Origin of the sequence: Halogranum rubrum (assembly GCF_900114455.1) — an archaeon.
In the GTDB taxonomy this organism is placed as follows: Archaea; Halobacteriota; Halobacteria; order Halobacteriales; family Haloferacaceae; genus Halogranum; species Halogranum rubrum.
Map to the genome: position 1 here is coordinate 912,622 of NZ_FOTC01000001.1, position 18,337 is coordinate 930,958.

Genomic DNA, 18,337 nt, shown 5'->3' on the forward strand with positions numbered 1-18,337 from the left:
GCCTCTCGCCGCTCGATTAAACCAGTACCGCTGTACGACATCGTCGTGGAGCCGTGAGGCTTTATACGTAGACGGCGTTTCGAGTCCGGTATGGCACTGGGAGGAGTTCACGTCGACCGCGAGTGGATTGGCGCACGCGCGTCGGTCACGTTTACGTTTCTCGTCGCCGTCCTCTCCGTCGCGACGGGTATCGCCAACATCTCCGCGGCACCGAGCGGCCCACTCGTCCAGTACGTCCCCGAACTCGTTCAGCAGACGGTCGGCTTCACCGGCGCACTCACCGGCTTTCTCATGTTGGGGAGTGCGTTCGGCCTGCGTAGCGGCCTGCGTTCGGCGTGGGTCTCGACGATTGTCCTCCTGCCCGTCACCGCCGCACAGGGGCTCCTCCAGGCGAGCGTCTACTCCTATCCGCTCGTCGCCCTCTCGGCTATCTCGCTTCCCGTCATCCTTCTCAACCACGGGCGGTTCACCCGTGAACTCGACCTCACGGCGACGCAACTCGCCGCTATCGTCTCACTCGTCGGCGCACAGCTTTATGGAACCGCCGGCACCTACGCGCTCCGCGAGGAGTTCAACGGCGTCCAGTCACTGACCGACGCCTACTGGTACACCATCGTCACCGGCAGCACGGTCGGCTACGGCGACATCACGCCCGCGAGCGACCGCGCGTCGCTGTTCGCCATCTCCGTCCTCCTCGTCAACGTCGCCGCCTTCGCCGTCGCACTCGGTGTCCTGCTCACGCCCGCAATCGAAGCCCGCCTCTCGAAAGCACTCGGTAAAATGAACGAATCACAACTCGACCTCTTGGACGACCACATCCTCGTTCTCGGTTACGGGGAACTCACAGAACCGATTCTCGAAGAACTCGACGAGAAGACGCAGTTCCTCATCGTCACGCCCGAGTCCGAACGCGCACGCACGCTTTCGGAACGTGGCTACAGCGTCCTCACGGGCGACCCGAGCGACGAAGAGATGCTGGAGAAGGCGAAGATTTCGCTCGCTCGCGCCGTCGTCGTCGCCACCAACGAGGACGCACAGGACGCACTCGCTATCCTCACGGCCCGACAACTCAACCCCGAGATTCGCATCGTCGCCGCGGCGACGCACCGCGAGAACGTGAACAAGATGAAACGCGCCGGGGCGGACACCGTCATCAGTCCGACCACCATCGGCGGCCATCTCCTCGTCGAGTCGGCACTCGGCGGTGAGGATTCGGAGGCCATCGCCGACCGAATTCTGGGCGAAGACGACGAGCGAAACCGTCAGCGGTAGCGGTAGAACACCAGCGAGTCGCGTCAGAGACTGCCGCGGTCGACGACGGCGACGTCGCAGTCGACGTCTCGGAGTCGCTCGAACGTCGGCGGGGCGATGAACCGCGAGGCGGTACTTCGCTCCCCGCTCGACCCGAGAACGACGAGGTCGTAGGCGCCGGCGTTCGACTGGATGAAGTCGCGAATGTCTGCTCTGGCGACGCGCGTCTCTATCGAACAGTCCACCGTCTCGACGAGGTTCGCCAACCGCGTCTCCGCCGGGCGGCGCTCGACTTCGTCGCTGATACAGGTACAGACGCTCACGTTGCCCGAGCGTCCGGCCAGCCGCGAGGCGAAGTCGATCATCGCGTGAGCGGTGTCGCCCGGCCGGGAGACGGTGACGAGGATGCGTTTCCAGCGTTGCGTGCCGGTCGTCGACCGGAAGGTGATGGCGTCGTAGGGGCCGCGAAAGACCGTCCGGACGAACGGCGACAGCGACCCGTGGTCTGCCTCGTACGGCGTGACGATGAGGTCGCAGTTCGTCGTCCGTGCCGTGTCGATGGTGGCCTGTCCGGGGTCACCGCTGGCGACGACGACTTCACACGGGACGCCGACGCGAGTCCGGATGGTCGCGGCGTGTGCCTCCAGTCGAGATGCGGACTCCGCAGTCGCCCGCCGTGCCGCCTCGTCGGTGAGGCCTTCGCCGTCGTTCTCGACGTCGGCGGCGTCGACGGTGTTCACGTCACCCGCTCCGTTGTCTGCGGCGTCCTCGGAATCGTCGCGTCCGGCGATCTGGTCTTCGATAGACGCCACCGACTCCGGCGGTGTCTCGCCTTCGAGGATGGCCCGTTCGGCCGCCGCGACTCTATCGTCGTCGACGATGTCGAGGAGGACGACCTTTCCTGCGTCGTGGGCGGCCGCGAGTCGCGCGCCGAACATCGCTGTCGCCTCGGCGGTGTCGCCCCGCATCGGGACGAGCACGTGGTCGTCGCCGTAGGTCGTTCCGTAGAGGTAGTGTGCGCGCTCTTCGTAGAACTCGTCGCGCCAGATGGCGAAGGCGGTGGCGACGATGACGCTCCCGAGGACGACGGTGATGACGTACTCCGAGGGTCTGGCTTGGTCGGTGACGAGAATGAGCAGGGCCGTCGAGAACGACGACGGTTCCTCCACGTCGAGCAGCCACGTCACGCCCCCAGTCATGAAGACGGAGAGGGCGGCGCTCTCGGGTCGGAGGCCGAGTTCGGCGATCGTCACGCCGTAGGCGGCAGAGAATATCGACAGCGCCGCCCATCCACAGAGTGCGCCGACGGTGAGGCCGACGACGAACTTCGTCGGCGAGGCGTAGCGCCCTTCGGGGTCCGCGAACAGGGTGTAGGTTCCCGACGCGAGCGGCGGAAAGAGCAGGAACGAGAGCTCAGTCGTCGCGTTCGAGAGGAGCGTCACCAGCGCGAGGAGCGCCGGCACGACGAACAGAATCGTGAGGTGGATGAGGTTGTCCGTGTTCTCGATCCATCGACCGAACTCGGCGAGTTCGCGGCGCTCTAGCCGCCGGAGACGACGGGCAGACCCGACGAGGCGCGCACGAACTCGGTCGCGCATCTACGCGAGCGTCGTCACAGCGTCGAGCGTCAGAGTGATTGCACGCTCGACGTTGTTCTTCGCCTTCTCGGGTAACTCCTCGTCGCTGTCGGCACCTTTCTGCGTCCCCTTCACGAGGTTGCCGTCGACGGTACAGATGGCACCGGCGTGCAGACCCTTGCGTCGAGCGAGCGAGAACACGGTGGCCGCCTCCATCTCGATGGCGAGCAGTCCGGCCTCGTTCCAGTCTTTCACGTAGTCGTCGTCTTCGTTGTAGAACGCGTCGTCGGAGACGATGGGGCCGACGTGGACGTCTTCGCCGTTGTCCTCGGCCGAGTCGACGAGCGCCGTGAGCACGTCGTAGTCCGGGACGGCCGGATACACTTCCGACTCGTAGCGCTTCGAGGTTCCCTCCTCTTTGGCTGCGCCCGTCGCGACGATCATGTCGCCGATTTCGACGTGTTCCTGCAGTGCGCCGATGGTGCCGACGCGGATGAACGTCTCGACGCCGACGCGCGAGAGTTCTTCGACGGCGATGGCGGCGGAGGGACAGCCGATACCGGTCGAACAGATGGTGAGCGGAACGCCTTCGTACTCGGCGTTGACGACCTTGTACTCGCGGTTGGCGGCGACTTCCTCGACGTTCTCACACTGTTTGGCGATTCGGTCGACGCGACCCGGGTCACCGGGGATGAGCGCGATGTCCTCGACGTCACCCTCTTCGACGAGCAGGTGGGGTTGTTTGGCCATACTGGCGGATGATGCGGTAGTGAGAAAAATGGCGCGATTGTGGGATGTGGGGGTCGTCAGTCGTCACAGGTTAACACCGACTTCCCGGGGTCGGGTTCGATTCGAAGGTCGGTGACGGCGTCCGTCGGGGCATCGTGACCGTTCAGGTCCCACCGTTCGAGGAAGACGAGGAGGCGGTCGCCACGAATCTCTTCGGGGTACTCCTCTAGTCGGAACGCGAAGGTGAACTCGTCGCCGTCGACGCTCGTGTCCGGACACCAGCCGATGTTCTCGTTCGGTTCGGTCACCGCTTGTGTTGTCACGAAGACGGCGAGGAACTGCTCGTCGTAATCGATAGTCGCATACTCTTCCACCGCTGACTGGGCAATCGGCATCGAAATCGCGTTCCATTCTATCTGCTCCTCGACGCTGTCGGGGTCCGAGAACACCTGTGCGGCGAACGCCGGACCGTCGTGCGTATCTGAGGGGCCGTCACCGACTGTCGGGCCGCTCGCGATGAACTGTTGCTCGGCGGGTAATGTGAGGTCACTGTAGTGCTCCGGACCGCTCGTGAGGCTCCCGAACCCGGCACATCCAGCAAGCAGTCCGGAGAGACCAGCAGCACTCGTGGTGAGGAACTGTCGTCTGGAGGGCATCAGTCAGTCGATATCTGGGTTGGCGAAAAAGTGTTCTGGAACTGAGAGTTGCTGCTCGCTACAGCGGAAACCCGCACTCATCCCATCTGCTCCGGCGACAACTCTTCGACCGTCCCTTTCGTCAACTCCTCGTCCGCCTGCGCGGGGATGACGACGATGGGTTCGTCGATGGTCTCCAGCGCCGCAACCTCGCGGAACTGCTCGCGGGCGTCCTCTGGGGTTCCGGCCACACCGAGTTCAGAGACCATCTCGTCGGTGACGGCGTCTCGCGCGTCGCCACGGTTGCCGTCGCGCCACGCCTCGGCGACGGCGTCTGCCTCCTCCGGGAACGTCTGTGCGACCGACTTCCGGTAGCCTTCGCCGCTACCGACGTAGTAGGCGATGTGGCCCTTCACGGCTTTCGTCGCCGCCGCGGCGTCGTCGCTGACGGCCGAGGGGACGTACGGGGCGACCGAGATGTCGTCTGGGTCGCGTCCGGCCTCGCGGGCCGCGTCGGCGACGACTTCGAACGCCTCCGAGAGCTGTGAGAACGGAATCATGTGTGGAATCCAGCCGTCGGCGACGTGCCCGGTCGCTCGTCTATTTGCCGGGCCGAGGGCGGCGACGTAGAGCGGGACGTCGGCGTCGAGCGGCGGGAAGTCGGCGACGTCGAACAACTCGCCGTCGTACTCGACGCGCTCGTCTCCCCCCGACGTGTAGGCCTTCACGAGTTCGACCGTCTCGTGGATGCGCCGTGCCGGGCGGTCGAACGACTCGCCGTGGAGGTCCTCGATAGCTTTCGGCGTGCTCGTCCCGACGCCGAGTCGAAGCTCTCGGTCCGTCGTCGACTGCAGCGTCGCGGCGGCCGAGGCGAGCACTGCGGGCGAGCGCGAGAAGACGTTGACGATGGCCGTCCCGAGTCCGATGTCGTCGGTGTGGTGCGCCACGTGCGAGAGGTGGACGAACGCGTCGGTCCCCCAGAGTTCGCCCGTCCAGACGGTGTCGTAGCCGAGCGATTCCAGTCGCTTCGCGAAGTCGGGGGTGACTACGTCGGTGACGCCGGGGAGGAGTACGCCGTGTGTCATGTGTCGTTTCCACACACCCCGACGACAAATAGCCACGGCCATGACTGTTCAGGGTCCACCGACTCTCTCGCTTCAGTCGTCGTGTTCTCTCGTTAGAGGGTAGTTCGGGACCACCGGCGCACACAAGTAGTTGTCTCCCGTATCCGTAGCGAGTTATGCCGTCAAACGGGCACTCGGAGACACGCGAACGTGGATTGCTCTCTCCCGAGGTGGTGTTCGAGAGGCTCCCTGGCGTCGTCTATGTGACCGACACAGCAGACCGGCTACTGGCGTGGAACGACGGCTTTGCCGCCTTCACCGGCTACGACGACGACGCGCTAGCGTCGATGGAACGTTCGGACGTACTCAGGTCGACGACGGCCGACCATGCGGACGGAGACGAGACCACCGTCCACGGCACGGTTCGGACGGCATCGGGTGAGGAGGTTTCCTGTGAGTACACCGAACGTCAGTTGACGGACGAGGCTGGCATCGTCGTCGGTCGGTGTGGAGTCGTTCACCCTCTCGACGTCCCTAGCGAGAGTGCTCCATCGACCCAACACGACGGCACTCGAGGGTTCGAGTCCGCCGTCGCGTCGATTCCCGACGTTGCGCTCGTCCATCTCACGTCGACCGGCGGGATTCTCACGTGGAACGAGGGTGCCCGGAGACTGCACGGCTACCGACCCGACGAGATTCTCGGCCAGCACGTCTCGGTGCTGTACACTCCCGACGACGTCGACGCGGGCGTACCCGACCGCCTGCTTGCGGAGGCCGAGACGGACGGTCACGCCGAGGCCGAAGGGTGGTGCGTCCGCAAAGACGGGTCGTCGTTCTGGGCCACCGTCGGCCTGACTCCCGTGTCAGACGACCAGGGCCGACACGGCGGGTTCACGCTACTGCTTCGCGACTCGACGTTCCAGCACGAACAGGCGATACGACTCCGTCGCCAACAGGACGAACTGGAGGCACTGAACCTGCTCTCTGATCTCGTTCGAACGCTCGTCAGACACGTCGCCGAGGGGTCGACACAGGAGAGTATCGAACAGGTCGTCTGCCAGCGACTCGCCGGCGCCGACCGCTATCTGTCCGCCGTCGTCGTCGAACTCGAACTCGACGGCGAACGACTCACGTCCCGAGTGTCTGCCGGCGACGACGGAGCGCACGACGCGATTACGCAGGCCGCACGCGACAGCGGATTGGCGATGTCTACCGGCGAAGTGTTCCGGACGAACCACTCGCTCGCGCCCGTGGCGTTCTCGACGGACAGCGAAGTTCCAGACTCCGTTCGACGGGTCGCCGCCGACTACGGGGTGTCTGCGGCGCTCGCCGTCCCCCTCTCGTTCGGCGACACCGTCTATGCGGTACTCGTCGTCTACAGTGCAGACTCGATGGCGTTCACCGAACGCGAGCAGAGTGGGTTCGAAGTGCTCGGCCGCACCGTCGGGTTCGCGATGAACGCGAGTCAGAACCTCGCACTGCTGTTCGCCGACTCGCTCGTCGAGTTGGAGTTCCGCTCGACCGACCGCTCGTCGTTCTTCGTCGACCTCTCGATACGCTACGCCTGCACCTGCCGTCTCGACGGACAGGTGCTCGCGGCCGACGACCGCCTCCTCCAGTACGTGACGGTGACCGGCGTCGACCCGACCACGGTACTCGAACTCGCCGAGGCACGCGAGGAGTTTCAGGCAGTCCGTCTCGTCACAGCAGAGGAAGACTCCTGTCTCCTCGAGATCGCCGTCTCGATATCGGGGTTGAAGCGCCTCCTCGATGTGGGCGCGTACGTTCGGTCGGCGGTCATCGAGGACGGCGTCGCCACCATCGTCGCCGACATCGCCAAAGGCCAGAACGTCCGGTCGGTCGTCCGGGCGTTCCAGTCGGTCTATCCCGACTCGACGCTGGTCAGCAAACGCGACTACGACCGGCCGACGCACACGGTCTCCGAGTTCCGCCAACAACTCGCCGGCAACCTGACTGACCGACAACGGGCCGCACTGCGAACGGCGTATCTCGCTGGCTACTTCGACTGGCCGCGTGGGAGCACGGCCGAAGAAGTCGCGACTGCCATGGATATCTCGTCGGCGACGCTCCACTATCACCTCCGGCGCGCTCAGTACGAACTGATCGAGATGTACCTCAACGAGGGAGACGGCTGAGCGAGCAGCAACCGAGATGTGAGAGTGTGTGAAGACGATACACGAACGTGTACACCTCGATGCGGTCTCACGCAGAGATACGCACGAGAGTGAAAGGTTCTTGGTTCCCCGCTACGGCAGTCGAACTATGACCAGCGTCAAGGAGTTCCGAATCGAGGAGGAACCGACCGCGGACTCACTCGGGCGCGGCAGTTTCGTCTTCACCGACGACTACTCCGTGTTCGACTGGGGGCCGATGCCCGACCAGATTCCGGGCAAAGGGGCGTCGCTCTGTACGATGGGCGCGTTCAACTTCGAACTGCTCGACGTCAACCACATCCCGACGCACTATCGGGGTGTGGTGGAGGATAGCGAGGCGGGGACAGTCAAAGACCTCGGCGAGTGTCACAGCGCGCCGCGCGAGATGGCTATCGACCTCGTGCAGGTGCCGAACCTCCGCTACGTCGACGGCGGCTACGACTACGACGCCTTCTACGACGAAATCGGGACCAACTACCTCATTCCGCTCGAAATCGTCTTTCGGAACACGGTCCCCATCGGGTCCAGCCTCCGGAAACGTGGGTCGCCCGCCGACTACGGTCTCGACTACGACGAGTGGCCCGACGAGGTCGTCGACCTCTCCGAGCCAATCGTCGAGTTCTCCACGAAGTACGAAGAGCAGGACCGCTACCTGAGTCGCACGGAAGCCGACGAGATTTCGGGACCGGCCTCTATCGACCAACTCGAAGAACTCGCACTCGCGGTCAACCACATCGTCACCGACCGCGCCGAACGCGCTGGGTTCGTCCACGAAGACGGCAAAATCGAGTGTTGCTACCACGACGGCACCATCAAAGTCGCCGACGTGCTCGGCACGTTCGACGAGAACCGATTCAGCTACGACGGCCAAGAAGTCTCGAAGGAAGTCGTTCGACAGTACTACAAACGCGAACACCCCGAGTGGGTCGAGGCTGTCGGTGAGGCGAAGGTCGACGTCGAAGACCACGACATCGCCGACTGGCGTGAACTCTGCGACGTCGACCCGAATCCGCTCCCCGACGACGTGATTCAGACGGTCGCAGACCTCTACGCCGCCGGTGCGAACGCCTACACGGGTGACGAGTGGTTCGACGCACCCGAGATGGACGACGCCGTCGACGCCGTCCGAAACCTGTAGTCCCCCAGACCCGTTTTTCCGACCGGTTCGTTACACGTCCGTTCGGCCGCGAGACGGCCTTCGAGGCGGTCGAACACTACACGCAGACGAAGACGCTCAACCTCTCGCTGCGGTGAGCGACTGAGGAAGGCGACGACGCCATCTACGTCGGCGCGGCGAGTGTCGACGGCGAGCGCTAGCGCGAACGCTGCTGGGTCGTCGATTCGAAGTCAGGAAGTTAGGAGAGCAGCCACGGCAGTTGGTCGAACCACTCTGTCAGCGCGAGTCCGAACCCGTACGCGAGATAGGCGAAGAGCGCCGCGCCGACGAGGGCGATGACGAGTACCGATATCTCGTTGACGTTCTCTACTTGCCGAATGCGCCTCGCTACCGGGTTCATGAGGCAATCAGAGGCGACGTAGGAACCTGAGTATACTGACCATACCCGTCTCTCGGCCGTCGGCAGGGACGCTCTCTCGGACTGTTCGAACGCCTCGCACCCCGGTCGAACTACGTCAGTACGAACCGCGACGAGTGCGCTCGGTTCCTCCTCGGAGACGAAAAGCCACAATCGGTCTCGAAACTGTCCGAGTCAGGCGACCAGCCACGGCAGTTGGTCGAACCACTCCGAGAGCACGAGACCGAACCCGATTGCGAGATAGGCGAACAGTGCCGCACCGACGAGGAGAACGAGCACTAACGCGACTTCGTTGACCCACTTCACCTGCCGAATACGCCTCTCGGTCGGATGCACGTCTGTACGATAGTCTGCCGAATAATAACGTTACGTCGGACAGACGTCAGTCGTCGGTCGGAACGGTTTCTTCAGCGTCTTCGGCTTCTTCGGCTTCTTCAGTTTCGTCGGCGTTCCCACTCTCTTCGCTGTCGTCGCTCCGAAGCACGTCCGCCTTGCCGTCGATGGGCCGGTCCGGCGTCGCGTCGATTGCCTCGCGGGAGAGCCCGAGTTGATACTGTTCGGGGTCGCTGTCGTCGCGGAGGCTGGTCCGCCCGCGGTGGACCGTGACGTCGTCGTTGAGGTGGAGTTTGACCGCCTCCAACAGTGCCTCGGCTTCGAGCGGTTGTCCGCGCTGTTTCAGTTCGTCGCGCTCGATATCGTCCGGTACGTCGAGCGCCCGCTGAGTGATTATCGGGCCTTGGTCGAGGTCCGTCGTCACGTAGTGGGCGGTGACGCCCGTGACGCGGACGCCTTCCTCCAGCGCTTGCCGGTAGGCCGCGGCACCGGGGAACGACGGCAGGAGCGACGGGTGGACGTTGATGATGCGGTCCTCGTATCGGAAGACGACGCTCGGGCCGAGGATACGGATGTAACGCGCGAGGACGATGAGGTCCACGTCGTACTCTTCGAGGAGTCCGAGCAACTGGTCCTCGTCGGGCGACCCCTTCTCGTCGCCGACGTCGTGGAACGGGACGCCGTAGTGCTCGGCGAGCGGTTCGAGGTGGTCGTGGTTGCCGATGACGACGCCGATATCTGCGCCGAGGTCACCGTTCGCCCACGCCTCGAAGAGGGCTTCGAGACAGTGCGACTCCTTCGTCACGAGGACGGCAATCTGTTTCGTCTCGCGGTCCGCAGGAAACCGCACCTGAATCTCGACGCCGAGTTCGTCGGCGAGGTCAGAGAGCGCGTCCTTCAGCGTACCTTCCGTACAGACCATCTCGGCGGTGTCGACGTGCATCGTCATCCGGAAGAGTCCCTCCCGAACCGCCTGGTCGATGTCCTCGATGTTGATTCCGCGCTCGAACAGGAGACTGGTGACTTCCGCGACGATTCCGGTCTTGTCTCCTCCGATGACCGTAATCTCGGTTAGTTCGCGCGTCATGCCATCACCTCCGGCTGTTCGAGCCTGGACATATCTCGGCTGGAGTCGGGGGAGGGATAAACCGCTGTCGTTCGCTACATGATTCGCGCGGCGAACGCTCCGAAACCAGACAGAAACTGGATTCGGTCCACGAAGTTACAGAAATATCACTCTGCTGATGCTTATTGCTTCGGAGGGTGTTCCTCTGGACGAAGAACGATGAACGCTCACCACGACGCTCACCGCCACGAATCGAACCGCCTCCCGCCCGTCGCCTCCGTCGAATCAGTCCTCGTCGCCGCCGTCCTCGGGGCGTTCCTGGTCGCCATCGCGAACGCAGGACAACTCGCCGTCGCCGCACACGTCCTCGCACTGGTCTGCGTGTGGTTCCTCGCCGTTGCACTCCTCGTCGGCGTGGCGTTCGGCGTCGTCCACGTCGTCGCTGCAGTCGAGATGTGAGAGGACAGAGAATGCATGAGAGTCACCAGCGCACACCGGTTAATACGTCGTCTCTCGTACCACTCGTATGACACTCGACACGACAACCGCCCCGGAGGAGGTGTTCGCGCTTCTCGGCAACGACCTTCGGATGCGTATTCTCCAGGCACTGTTCGAGAACCCCTACGAACCGCTCTCCTTCTCGACGCTCCGCGAACGCGTCGACGAACGCGACAGCGGGAAGTTCAACTACCACCTCGGCAAGTTAGTCGACCGGTTCGTCCGCAAGACCGACGAGGGCTACGAACTCACGCTCGCAGGGTGGCAAATCGTCGGCGCCATTCTCGCGGGGACCTACACGGATTCGGGTGCTATCGACCCCATCGACCTCGACGTCGCGTGTCCGGAGTGTGCTGGAACGACCCGTCTCACGTACGAGGACGAACGGGCGACCGTCGCCTGTGTCGACTGTGACACACAACTCTCGTCGGCAGGCGTCCCACCGGGAGTCATCGAAGGGTACGACCGCGAGGAGATTCCCTACGTCTTCGAGCAGTGGATGCGTGCACTCATCGACCAAGCAGAGCGCGGTTTCTGCATCAGTTGCTCGGGTCGCATCGTCCCCGAAGTGCTCGTCGACTGTGAGGACGAACACTTGGGTCAGATAGACGAACCGCACGTCAAGTACTCCTGTCAGCGCTGTCCGGAGATCGTCTCGCTCGCACTCGGCTCCGCACTCTTGAGCCACCCCGCCGTCGTCGGCTTCCACTACGACCACGGCGTCGACCTTCGGACTGCCCGGACGTGGTCGCTCGATTGGGCACGCCGCGGTGCTGCCGTCACCGAATCACGTGACCCGCTCCGTGCGCGCGTCGACATCACCCTCGACGGTGATACCCTCACGCTCGTCGTCGACGACACACTCGAGGTCGTCGAGGTTCGCGACTCTCGGACTGCGTAACCGCACACAACACGAACGTGTACAACAACAGGCATCCAAAAGCCCTATGATGCATGACCACGCACCGTCGACCGATGACCGCCTACACCGCGACGGTGACTGTCCGCCTGAAGCGTGGCGTCCTCGACCCGGAAGCGGAGACGACGAAGCGCGCGCTCGACCGCCTGGGCTTCGAACTCCAGGGGTTACGAGCGACCGACCGCTACGAGATCGACCTCGACGCCGCCGACGCCGACGCGGCCGAAGAGCGCGCGAGTGAGATGGCCGACCGCCTCCTGGCGAACCCGACCATCCACGACTACGAGGTCGAGGTCGAGGAAGCCGAAGAATGACGATTGCCGTTATACAGTTCGGCGGGTCGAACTGCGACCGCGACGCCGTCCGCGCACTCGCCCACCTCGGCATCGACGCCGAACGCGTCTGGCACGAAGACGGTCTCCCCGAGGAGGTTTCGGGAATCATGCTCCCCGGCGGGTTCTCCTACGGAGACTACCTCCGCGCCGGTGCGATGGCCGCTCGCTCGCCAATCATGAACGAGGTACGCGAGGCGGCCGACGACGGCGTCCCCCTCCTCGGCGTCTGCAACGGTGCACAGGTCGGCTGTGAGTCGGGCCTCACCGACGGCGTCTTCACCACGAACGAGAGCGCCCGCTTCCAGTGTGAACACGTCTTCCTCCGCGTCGAGAACGCCGAGACGCCGTGGACCCGCGCCTACGACGAGGGCGACGTCATCGAGATTCCCATCGCCCACGGCGAGGGTCGCTTCGAGATTACCGACGAGAAGTACGACGCACTCGTCGACGACGACCGAGTGCTCTTTCGCTACTGCGACGCCGAGGGGAACGTCACCGACGACGCGAACCCGAACGGGTCGACCGGCAACGTCGCCGGTATCCTCGGCGCACGCGAGACCGTCGCCGTGTTGATGCCGCACCCCGAACGTGCGACGCTCCCCGACGTCGGCGGCACCGACGGACAGGGTATCCTCCGCGGATTTACGTCCATCGAATAACTGGCCCGCCTGCCTCAGTTTTCAGCCCCCGACTTCGCGCGTCGGTCACTCTTCGTCGGCCTCGCCCGTTACCGCGTCGTCCAGCGACGACCCGTCGACAGCGTCTGCCTCCTCGCTCACTCGGGCGAAGAGGTCGTTTCCCCACTCGAGGGCTTCGGTGCTCTCGTTGGTCAGTATTCCCCGTATCGAACCGGTATCCGTGTGGATGAGTACCTGCACCGTGGTTCCGTCGTCGCGGTCGATGAGGTGTAGCGTGAACGCCGGGACGTCGCCGACGGAGATGTCCATCCCGACGTCGAAGATCTGTTCGAGAGTCTCCGGATGGTGGTCGACGAGCGCCTCCCAGAGAGACGAGGTGAGAACGCCGTCGACGGTCAACGACCCCCGTCGACACCGGTCGACGACAGCCTCGAAGTATCGTGGATGTGGAATCGCCTCCGAGAGCGTCCGCAGGTGAGTCGCGCCGTCGAGGCTCTCGACGAGGTGGTCGACCAACTCGTACGGTGCGACGTCGTCTGACCGGTGGACCGTCGACCCGCGAAACAGTCGCCCGTCCAGTGGTACGTCTGCCGGAATCGTATCGGCGACGTCCTGTGCTGCAATCGTGTCGAGCGCCGTCTCTACGAAGTTTTGGTACTGCTCTGCGCTCACCCGGCCGGACAGCGTGACGACGTATCCACGCTCTTCTTTGTCGATGAGTCCGGCAATCTGGAGGTCACGGATCGCCCGGTCGACGGTCGACCGCGAGTAGGGGAGTTCGTCGATGACTTCCCGTTTACTCAGCGGCGACGTGGTGAGTAGTTCGAGAAAGTCGACCCGTTGTGTCACCACCCGAATGGCTTCGCGGTCCATATCTGTATTTTTATCTGACATCTGTGCCGTTCTGTTGTCGGTTGACCATTGGTTCTAGTTCTCTGAAACTACTCTCGGTCGGGTTACCGCTGGATGCGGAGTCGGAGAGTCGGGAACCGTCCGCTGAGCGGAGGAGGCGGAAGCGGGTCCGTGGGGGGTTGCCACTACAGGACCGCGGAACTGGTTCCTGAGCGGCGTCACACCGCGATATCGTGTGGGGTGTCTGTTGCAATCCACGCTTCCGGGTTCGACTCTTCGCGGATTTCGAGCCAACCGCCCGAACAGTAGACCGCTTTACACCGAATCGTATTTCGCGTCATTGGAGGTTTCTCGGCACACCGTACTACTCCTCGTAGTTGGGTATGTCCACTCAGACGGACGATGGCAACCCTTGTGACTACGCACACCCTGCCGAATCGAAGGGAAGCCGTCGATTACGGGCGTCGAACCATAAGGTCTGCTTACGGCTCTCGACAGCGCTCCCTCTTTCCTCCAATCTCGGGCGAATTTCGCGGTATGCTGTGCCTACCGGGTCAGCGGCGCGCTGAAACTGGCCTCTTCGTCCATCACGAACTCCCACGTCGCCTCGCACTCACAGGAGACCTGTTCGAACACCGACGGGTCCTGTCTGAGGTCGAAGTCCTTGATGGCCTTCTGGACTAAGTCGTCGCACTCGCCGCAGTTGTGCGGACCGCGCTCGGAGCCGTGACCGACGGGGTCCGAGACGACGATGGCGTCGGCGTCGGCGGTGTCTTCGAGGACTTCGGCGACCGACCACAGCCACGGCGGTCGGTAGCCGCCACGGAAGAACAGGTCGTCGACCATCGTGTAGCGCTGGACGTTACACGGGTTCATCGACACCGTGTGGGCGTACTCCGCACAGCGGCGGACCGAGCGCTTCATGTCCTCGACGGCCTCCGGTTCCGAGAGGAACGGCGGCTTCATGAGCAGATACGCCTTGATACCCGCACCGGCGGCGTCGGCCTCCTCGCTCGCCGCGATGAAGTCCTCGAAGGCGAAGTACTTGTTCACGCAGTCCTTCCGAACGCGGTCGGTCGCGGTTTCGAGACCGATGGCGACGTCCGTCTTCAGCCCCTGCGACGTGAAGTCCTCCAGTTTCTCTTCGCTGACGAAGTCCGGTAGCGACTCGACGACGATTCGGTCGCGGTCGCCGAACGTCTCGGCGATGGCCTGCCGCGACTCGGCACCGACTTCTCGCTCGTCGAGGAAGCTTCCGGAGGTGTAGATTTTGATGAGTCCCGACTGCTCGTCGGCGTTCTCGTCTTCGTGGTCCAGACAGACCTGAATCTGGTCCATCAACTGCTCGTGGGTGACGCTGCCGCCCTCGACAGATTCGGAGACGTAGCCGCACATCGTACAGCCACCGGCACGCGCCCAGCGACAGCCACCGGTGTTGAGGATGATGGTCAGCGACTGGTAGACGCCGTCGGGTGTGTTGTCTTCGTCCAACCAGACGCGGGTGGGTTCGTGCGGGTCGTACGTCTTGTCCTTCTTCGCTCGGATGTCGCGCATCACCTTGTTGTGCGCGTCCATCCCGCGCCCCTGTTCGTAGACTTCGGGACTCGGTTTACTCATTGACGAGGATTATCCAGTCGGCGGGTAAAGCGCCTTCGTCTCGTCGGGACGGGGTTATTTGTGTCGACCACTCCGAGTGTCGGTATGCGCCGCCGTGCCCTCCTCGCGAGCCTCCCGCTTCTGTCCGGGTGCTCTGGGCTCTCGCCCAGTTCTGGCCCCGAAACCCGAACCTCGCATTCGACGACCGAACAGCCGTCACCGTCGCCAGCCGAGAACGTCGGCACTCCCGAGGAACCCTACACCGTCGAGGGAGCAGAGCGTATCGAACCTGTGGGGTTCGGGTTCGTGAACACGACAGAGCGCGACCAGTACGTCACTATCGTCGTCGAGCACGGAAGTGAGACGGTTCTCTACCGAAACTTGACGCTCCCCAGCCAGGAGTGGACACCGTTCGAGAACGTCGTCGCCAGTCTCGGTACGTTCCACATCACCGTCGAGACGCCCGACGGCGGCCACCTCGAACACACGTGGCTCGTCCGACGTGGAGCGAGTTCGCTGCGTCTCGAACTCACATCCGACGGCCTCCAGAGTCGACAACACGTCACTTGTGACCCGAACTGCACCGCACTCGATGCGTCCGGTGAGTCGGCCGAGTTACCGTACACGGAGCGCGGCGACGCGACCGAATCGGCGTCGCGCGTCGTCCTCAAGAACGTCGGCACCGAGTCGAGACAGGTCGACCTCTCTGTCGGGTTCGACGACGAGACACTCGTCGACTACGCGTACGACCTCCCCGCGGGAATCGCGGCAGTCGTTCCCGTCTCGACGCTCTCGGGCGCTTACGACCTCACCGTCGCGTCGGCCGAGAGCGAGCGACACTACGAGTGGCACACGCCCGAAGAACGCACTGCACGGTTCGAAATCGACGAAATGGGGGCTATCCGCCCGAACTGTACGACCGTCGCCTCCCGGCGCGAAGCGGACAGCGAAGGGTTGCAACTGGACGAGATACGCAACTTCGGCGACCGCCCCCGTGACGTGACGGTTCGTATCGACGCCGACGGTGAACGCGTCGTCGACGAGACGGTGACTGCCAAGCCACACCGCGAGACGTATCTCGACCTCGACGTCTCCGCCGACGAACGACTCCACCTCGTCGTCGAACTCGACTCCGGCGCGCGCCTCGACGGTACGTGGGGCGTCTGTCCCGACGTCGGGAAACTGAGTCTCGACGTCGAAGCGGGCGAGATACGACTGCTTCGGGGCCGACACACCGTGCTCACGAGTGCGCCCGACCGAATTGGCACCACGACGCCGCAGTGACACTCGGACGCGACGAAGCGGTAACTTGGTGCTCACAAACCCTATACGACGATAGCAACTCCGCTCCCATGTCTCACGCGACAGAGAGAGCAGGAGTTTTGTTGGACTCCTGTACACACTCGTAAGAGCGGAAGCCCGCACAGGCTCCCCTCGGCGCGACGCTTTTGTGACCTGCCGCCGAGGAGACACCAATGCGCCGACGTCGACTGCTGGCGGCGTGCTCTACTGCCGTCGGACTCTCGGGATGTGGTGGGCTGCTACCGGAGTCCGGCGAGCACACAGCGACGTCACGAACGACGGAAGCGTCGGCGACGACACCCGGCACACCGACGAACGAGCAGTTCGTCTCGGTGAAGAACACCCGCCCGACTGCCGTCTATCTCACGCTCGGCGTCGGCGAGGCGTTCACCGAGAGCTTCGAACTCTTCCCGGGCGAGCAAGTTCGCTTCTCCACGACCCTCGCGCCGAACACCGAGCGAGACGTCGTCGTCGAGACGGCGGCGGGTGAGCGGGCGACGTTCCGGTGGACGGTCGACCCGACGCTCGACGGGTTGGCGACGTATCTGACCGTCGACGGGGTCGAGTTCTGGCGGCACGTCCGGTGTCGTGACGACTGTCTCCAGGCGAACGGCGAGATTTCCACCGACCTGCCACTCGTCGGCGACGGTATCGGTCGGTGGTACGCACCTGCAGGTGTCGTCGTCCAGAACCCGGCGTCGACGCCGCAGACGGCCGACCTCACCGTGGCACTCGGCGACGAGACGCTGTTCACGACGCGTGCTCGTCTCCCAGCCGAGACGCAGATATCGGTTCCGGTGAGTTACCGAAGCGGCGACTACACCGTGACCGTCGCTATCGGCGGCCGGGAGGCGACCACCGAGTGGCCCGTCCCCGAGGTGCCGGAACGTCACGTCACTCTGGACGACTCGGTCGAGTTCGGCTGTGGTCCGGCGAACAGTACGCTCACGCTCTCGAACCGCGACTCGGTCGAGCACACGCTCGCCGTGACCGTCGCTCGCGACGGACGCGAGGTGTTCTCTCGTCGGGTGACGCTGCCCGCGAAGACCGACGAGCGACTCACACCGGTCGCCGAGTCGGGTCCGTACGAAGTCACCGTCGAAACGGAGTCAGAACGCACGACTGCGACGTGGTGGTCCTGTCCACCGCGCGGTCCAGCGACGATGCTCGTCGACGCGACGGGGAGCGTCACGCTCCAGCAGGGTGGGCCACGACGAGGCTAGTCGGCGGGGCCTACTCGCTCGGTGTCGTCGAGTCGTCGTGGGAACGAGCGTCGACGAGTGGTGCGACCAGTCGACGACCGAAGTGGGCGGTGACGCCACCGAGGAGAGCACCGAGTGTGTTGGCCAGTGCGTCGGTCGGGTCGGCGGCCCGCGCGGGAAGTGGTGCCTGCACGAGTTCGATGCCGACGCCGTAGAGGGCGGCAAAAACGACGGCGGCGACGAACGCCCGTGTCGGTCGCCGTAGAGGGGCCAATGCGAGAAAGAGCGTACCACCGAGTGCAGCGTAGGCGACGGTGTGGAGCCACTTGTCGAAACCGACGAGTCCGAGCGGACCGAGTTCGGGGACGCCGCCGCTCGGCGGCGTCAGCACCGATGCGACGAAGAGGCCGCTGGCGACGACGACGACGGCACTCCAGCGGAGCCACGTCGGTGGCGTCGGGAGACGAATCACGTCAGAGACGTCGAAACCAGCGTTCATAAACAGTGCGACACTCAGCGAACAGGTTCTCCCGGACGGCTCTCGACCCCCGTCACGACACGCAACCATTTGTGGTTACGCCGACGCGACAACGACTAACAGGATTCGGACCCTACATAACCAACGTACATT

The 18,337-nt window shown here is 64.1% G+C and carries 20 protein-coding genes; 9 read left to right on the forward strand and 11 right to left on the reverse strand.

What is annotated here, in order from left to right:
- Window positions 1–90 precede the first annotated feature (90 nt).
- Complete coding sequence (locus tag BM083_RS04425; protein ID WP_089866232.1) at window positions 91–1,272, forward strand: NAD-binding protein; 1,182 nt, start codon at window positions 91–93, stop codon at window positions 1,270–1,272.
- Window positions 1,273–1,295: 23 nt separating this feature from the next.
- Here BM083_RS04425 and BM083_RS04430 read toward each other — a convergent pair whose 3' ends face one another.
- From BM083_RS04430 to BM083_RS04445, 4 genes are all read right to left on the reverse strand, one after another.
- On the reverse strand, window positions 1,296–2,849 hold the full coding sequence (locus tag BM083_RS04430; protein WP_089866236.1) for an HPP family protein: 1,554 nt from the start codon (window positions 2,847–2,849) through the stop codon (window positions 1,296–1,298).
- The gene (locus BM083_RS04435; protein ID WP_089866239.1) at window positions 2,850–3,578 is read right to left on the reverse strand and encodes a nucleoside phosphorylase; all 729 of its coding nucleotides are present in this window, start codon (window positions 3,576–3,578) and stop codon (window positions 2,850–2,852) included.
- A 56-nt stretch (window positions 3,579–3,634) separates the two neighbouring features.
- The gene (locus BM083_RS04440; RefSeq protein WP_089866244.1) at window positions 3,635–4,213 is read right to left on the reverse strand and encodes a twin-arginine translocation signal domain-containing protein; all 579 of its coding nucleotides are present in this window, start codon (window positions 4,211–4,213) and stop codon (window positions 3,635–3,637) included.
- A 77-nt stretch (window positions 4,214–4,290) separates the two neighbouring features.
- Window positions 4,291–5,277: an LLM class flavin-dependent oxidoreductase gene (locus tag BM083_RS04445; RefSeq protein ID WP_089866248.1), complete on the reverse strand. Its 987-nt coding sequence runs from the start codon at window positions 5,275–5,277 to the stop codon at window positions 4,291–4,293.
- Between the two features lie 155 nt (window positions 5,278–5,432).
- On the opposite strand from BM083_RS04445, the gene BM083_RS04450 reads away from it, so the two are divergent.
- Together BM083_RS04450 and BM083_RS04455 are read left to right on the forward strand one after the other, a co-directional pair.
- On the forward strand, window positions 5,433–7,412 hold the full coding sequence (locus BM083_RS04450; protein ID WP_089866251.1) for a bacterio-opsin activator domain-containing protein: 1,980 nt from the start codon (window positions 5,433–5,435) through the stop codon (window positions 7,410–7,412).
- A gap of 127 nt (window positions 7,413–7,539) precedes the next feature.
- Window positions 7,540–8,568, forward strand: a complete 1,029-nt coding sequence (locus BM083_RS04455) for a phosphoribosylaminoimidazolesuccinocarboxamide synthase (protein ID WP_089866257.1) — start codon at window positions 7,540–7,542, stop codon at window positions 8,566–8,568.
- A 217-nt stretch (window positions 8,569–8,785) separates the two neighbouring features.
- On the opposite strand, the gene BM083_RS23130 is transcribed toward BM083_RS04455, so the two are convergent.
- From BM083_RS23130 to BM083_RS04460, 3 genes are all read right to left on the reverse strand, one after another.
- Window positions 8,786–8,947 (reverse strand): hypothetical protein, encoded by a 162-nt coding sequence (locus BM083_RS23130; RefSeq protein WP_177197535.1) that lies wholly within the window; start codon window positions 8,945–8,947, stop codon window positions 8,786–8,788.
- Between the two features lie 192 nt (window positions 8,948–9,139).
- Entirely contained in the window at window positions 9,140–9,301 is a 162-nt protein-coding gene (locus tag BM083_RS23135; protein ID WP_177197536.1) for a hypothetical protein, read from the reverse strand.
- A 46-nt stretch (window positions 9,302–9,347) separates the two neighbouring features.
- Window positions 9,348–10,385 (reverse strand): formyltetrahydrofolate deformylase, encoded by a 1,038-nt coding sequence (locus BM083_RS04460; protein WP_089866261.1) that lies wholly within the window; start codon window positions 10,383–10,385, stop codon window positions 9,348–9,350.
- A gap of 198 nt (window positions 10,386–10,583) precedes the next feature.
- Between BM083_RS04460 and BM083_RS04465 the strand changes: the two genes are divergently transcribed.
- The 4 genes from BM083_RS04465 (at window position 10,584) to purQ (ending at window position 12,775) form a co-directional block, all read left to right on the forward strand.
- Complete coding sequence (locus tag BM083_RS04465; protein ID WP_089866264.1) at window positions 10,584–10,823, forward strand: hypothetical protein; 240 nt, start codon at window positions 10,584–10,586, stop codon at window positions 10,821–10,823.
- A 67-nt stretch (window positions 10,824–10,890) separates the two neighbouring features.
- Window positions 10,891–11,763: a winged helix-turn-helix domain-containing protein gene (locus tag BM083_RS04470; RefSeq protein WP_089866267.1), complete on the forward strand. Its 873-nt coding sequence runs from the start codon at window positions 10,891–10,893 to the stop codon at window positions 11,761–11,763.
- A gap of 74 nt (window positions 11,764–11,837) precedes the next feature.
- Window positions 11,838–12,095: a phosphoribosylformylglycinamidine synthase subunit PurS gene (purS, locus tag BM083_RS04475; RefSeq protein WP_009375904.1), complete on the forward strand. Its 258-nt coding sequence runs from the start codon at window positions 11,838–11,840 to the stop codon at window positions 12,093–12,095.
- Entirely contained in the window at window positions 12,092–12,775 is a 684-nt protein-coding gene (gene purQ / locus BM083_RS04480) for a phosphoribosylformylglycinamidine synthase I (RefSeq protein WP_089866270.1), read from the forward strand. The genes purS and purQ overlap by 4 nt, the downstream gene beginning before the upstream one ends.
- A gap of 45 nt (window positions 12,776–12,820) precedes the next feature.
- Here purQ and BM083_RS04485 read toward each other — a convergent pair whose 3' ends face one another.
- The 3 genes from BM083_RS04485 to BM083_RS04490 all read right to left on the reverse strand — a co-directional run bounded on the left by BM083_RS04485 (window position 12,821) and on the right by BM083_RS04490 (window position 15,223).
- Complete coding sequence (locus BM083_RS04485) at window positions 12,821–13,648, reverse strand: helix-turn-helix transcriptional regulator (protein WP_218148923.1); 828 nt, start codon at window positions 13,646–13,648, stop codon at window positions 12,821–12,823.
- A gap of 176 nt (window positions 13,649–13,824) precedes the next feature.
- The gene (locus BM083_RS23930; protein WP_281244162.1) at window positions 13,825–13,947 is read right to left on the reverse strand and encodes a hypothetical protein; all 123 of its coding nucleotides are present in this window, start codon (window positions 13,945–13,947) and stop codon (window positions 13,825–13,827) included.
- Window positions 13,948–14,152: 205 nt separating this feature from the next.
- A complete protein-coding gene (locus BM083_RS04490) occupies window positions 14,153–15,223 on the reverse strand; it encodes an archaeosine biosynthesis radical SAM protein RaSEA (RefSeq protein WP_009375894.1) in 1,071 nt (356 codons plus the stop codon).
- A gap of 84 nt (window positions 15,224–15,307) precedes the next feature.
- Here BM083_RS04490 and BM083_RS04495 point away from each other — a divergent pair, with 84 nt between their 5' ends.
- Window positions 15,308–16,486 carry an Ig-like domain-containing protein gene (locus BM083_RS04495; protein ID WP_089866276.1) on the forward strand — a complete coding sequence of 393 codons (1,179 nt, stop codon included), beginning with the start codon at window positions 15,308–15,310 and terminating at the stop codon, window positions 16,484–16,486.
- Between the two features lie 191 nt (window positions 16,487–16,677).
- Complete coding sequence (locus BM083_RS04500; RefSeq protein WP_089866279.1) at window positions 16,678–17,727, forward strand: Ig-like domain-containing protein; 1,050 nt, start codon at window positions 16,678–16,680, stop codon at window positions 17,725–17,727.
- A gap of 10 nt (window positions 17,728–17,737) precedes the next feature.
- On the opposite strand, the gene BM083_RS04505 is transcribed toward BM083_RS04500, so the two are convergent.
- Complete coding sequence (locus BM083_RS04505) at window positions 17,738–18,205, reverse strand: VanZ family protein (RefSeq protein ID WP_089866282.1); 468 nt, start codon at window positions 18,203–18,205, stop codon at window positions 17,738–17,740.
- Between the last annotated feature and the right edge of the window lie 132 nt (window positions 18,206–18,337).

What these genes read in the sequence shown, in the direction of transcription:
- BM083_RS04425 (WP_089866232.1), top strand. Translation starts at nt 91, where the DNA reads ATGGCACTGGGAGGAGTTCACGTCGACCGCGAGTGGATTGGCGCACGC.
- BM083_RS04430 (WP_089866236.1), bottom strand. Translation starts at nt 2,849, where the DNA reads ATGCGCGACCGAGTTCGTGCGCGCCTCGTCGGGTCTGCCCGTCGTCTC.
- BM083_RS04435 (WP_089866239.1), bottom strand. Translation starts at nt 3,578, where the DNA reads ATGGCCAAACAACCCCACCTGCTCGTCGAAGAGGGTGACGTCGAGGAC.
- BM083_RS04440 (WP_089866244.1), bottom strand. Translation starts at nt 4,213, where the DNA reads ATGCCCTCCAGACGACAGTTCCTCACCACGAGTGCTGCTGGTCTCTCC.
- BM083_RS04445 (WP_089866248.1), bottom strand. Translation starts at nt 5,277, where the DNA reads ATGACACACGGCGTACTCCTCCCCGGCGTCACCGACGTAGTCACCCCC.
- BM083_RS04450 (WP_089866251.1), top strand. Translation starts at nt 5,433, where the DNA reads ATGCCGTCAAACGGGCACTCGGAGACACGCGAACGTGGATTGCTCTCT.
- BM083_RS04455 (WP_089866257.1), top strand. Translation starts at nt 7,540, where the DNA reads ATGACCAGCGTCAAGGAGTTCCGAATCGAGGAGGAACCGACCGCGGAC.
- BM083_RS23130 (WP_177197535.1), bottom strand. Translation starts at nt 8,947, where the DNA reads ATGAACCCGGTAGCGAGGCGCATTCGGCAAGTAGAGAACGTCAACGAG.
- BM083_RS04460 (WP_089866261.1), bottom strand. Translation starts at nt 10,385, where the DNA reads ATGACGCGCGAACTAACCGAGATTACGGTCATCGGAGGAGACAAGACC.
- BM083_RS04465 (WP_089866264.1), top strand. Translation starts at nt 10,584, where the DNA reads ATGAACGCTCACCACGACGCTCACCGCCACGAATCGAACCGCCTCCCG.
- BM083_RS04470 (WP_089866267.1), top strand. Translation starts at nt 10,891, where the DNA reads ATGACACTCGACACGACAACCGCCCCGGAGGAGGTGTTCGCGCTTCTC.
- purS (WP_009375904.1), top strand. Translation starts at nt 11,838, where the DNA reads ATGACCGCCTACACCGCGACGGTGACTGTCCGCCTGAAGCGTGGCGTC.
- purQ (WP_089866270.1), top strand. Translation starts at nt 12,092, where the DNA reads ATGACGATTGCCGTTATACAGTTCGGCGGGTCGAACTGCGACCGCGAC.
- BM083_RS04485 (WP_218148923.1), bottom strand. Translation starts at nt 13,648, where the DNA reads ATGTCAGATAAAAATACAGATATGGACCGCGAAGCCATTCGGGTGGTG.
- BM083_RS23930 (WP_281244162.1), bottom strand. Translation starts at nt 13,947, where the DNA reads ATGACGCGAAATACGATTCGGTGTAAAGCGGTCTACTGTTCGGGCGGT.
- BM083_RS04490 (WP_009375894.1), bottom strand. Translation starts at nt 15,223, where the DNA reads ATGAGTAAACCGAGTCCCGAAGTCTACGAACAGGGGCGCGGGATGGAC.
- BM083_RS04495 (WP_089866276.1), top strand. Translation starts at nt 15,308, where the DNA reads ATGCGCCGCCGTGCCCTCCTCGCGAGCCTCCCGCTTCTGTCCGGGTGC.
- BM083_RS04500 (WP_089866279.1), top strand. Translation starts at nt 16,678, where the DNA reads ATGCGCCGACGTCGACTGCTGGCGGCGTGCTCTACTGCCGTCGGACTC.
- BM083_RS04505 (WP_089866282.1), bottom strand. Translation starts at nt 18,205, where the DNA reads ATGAACGCTGGTTTCGACGTCTCTGACGTGATTCGTCTCCCGACGCCA.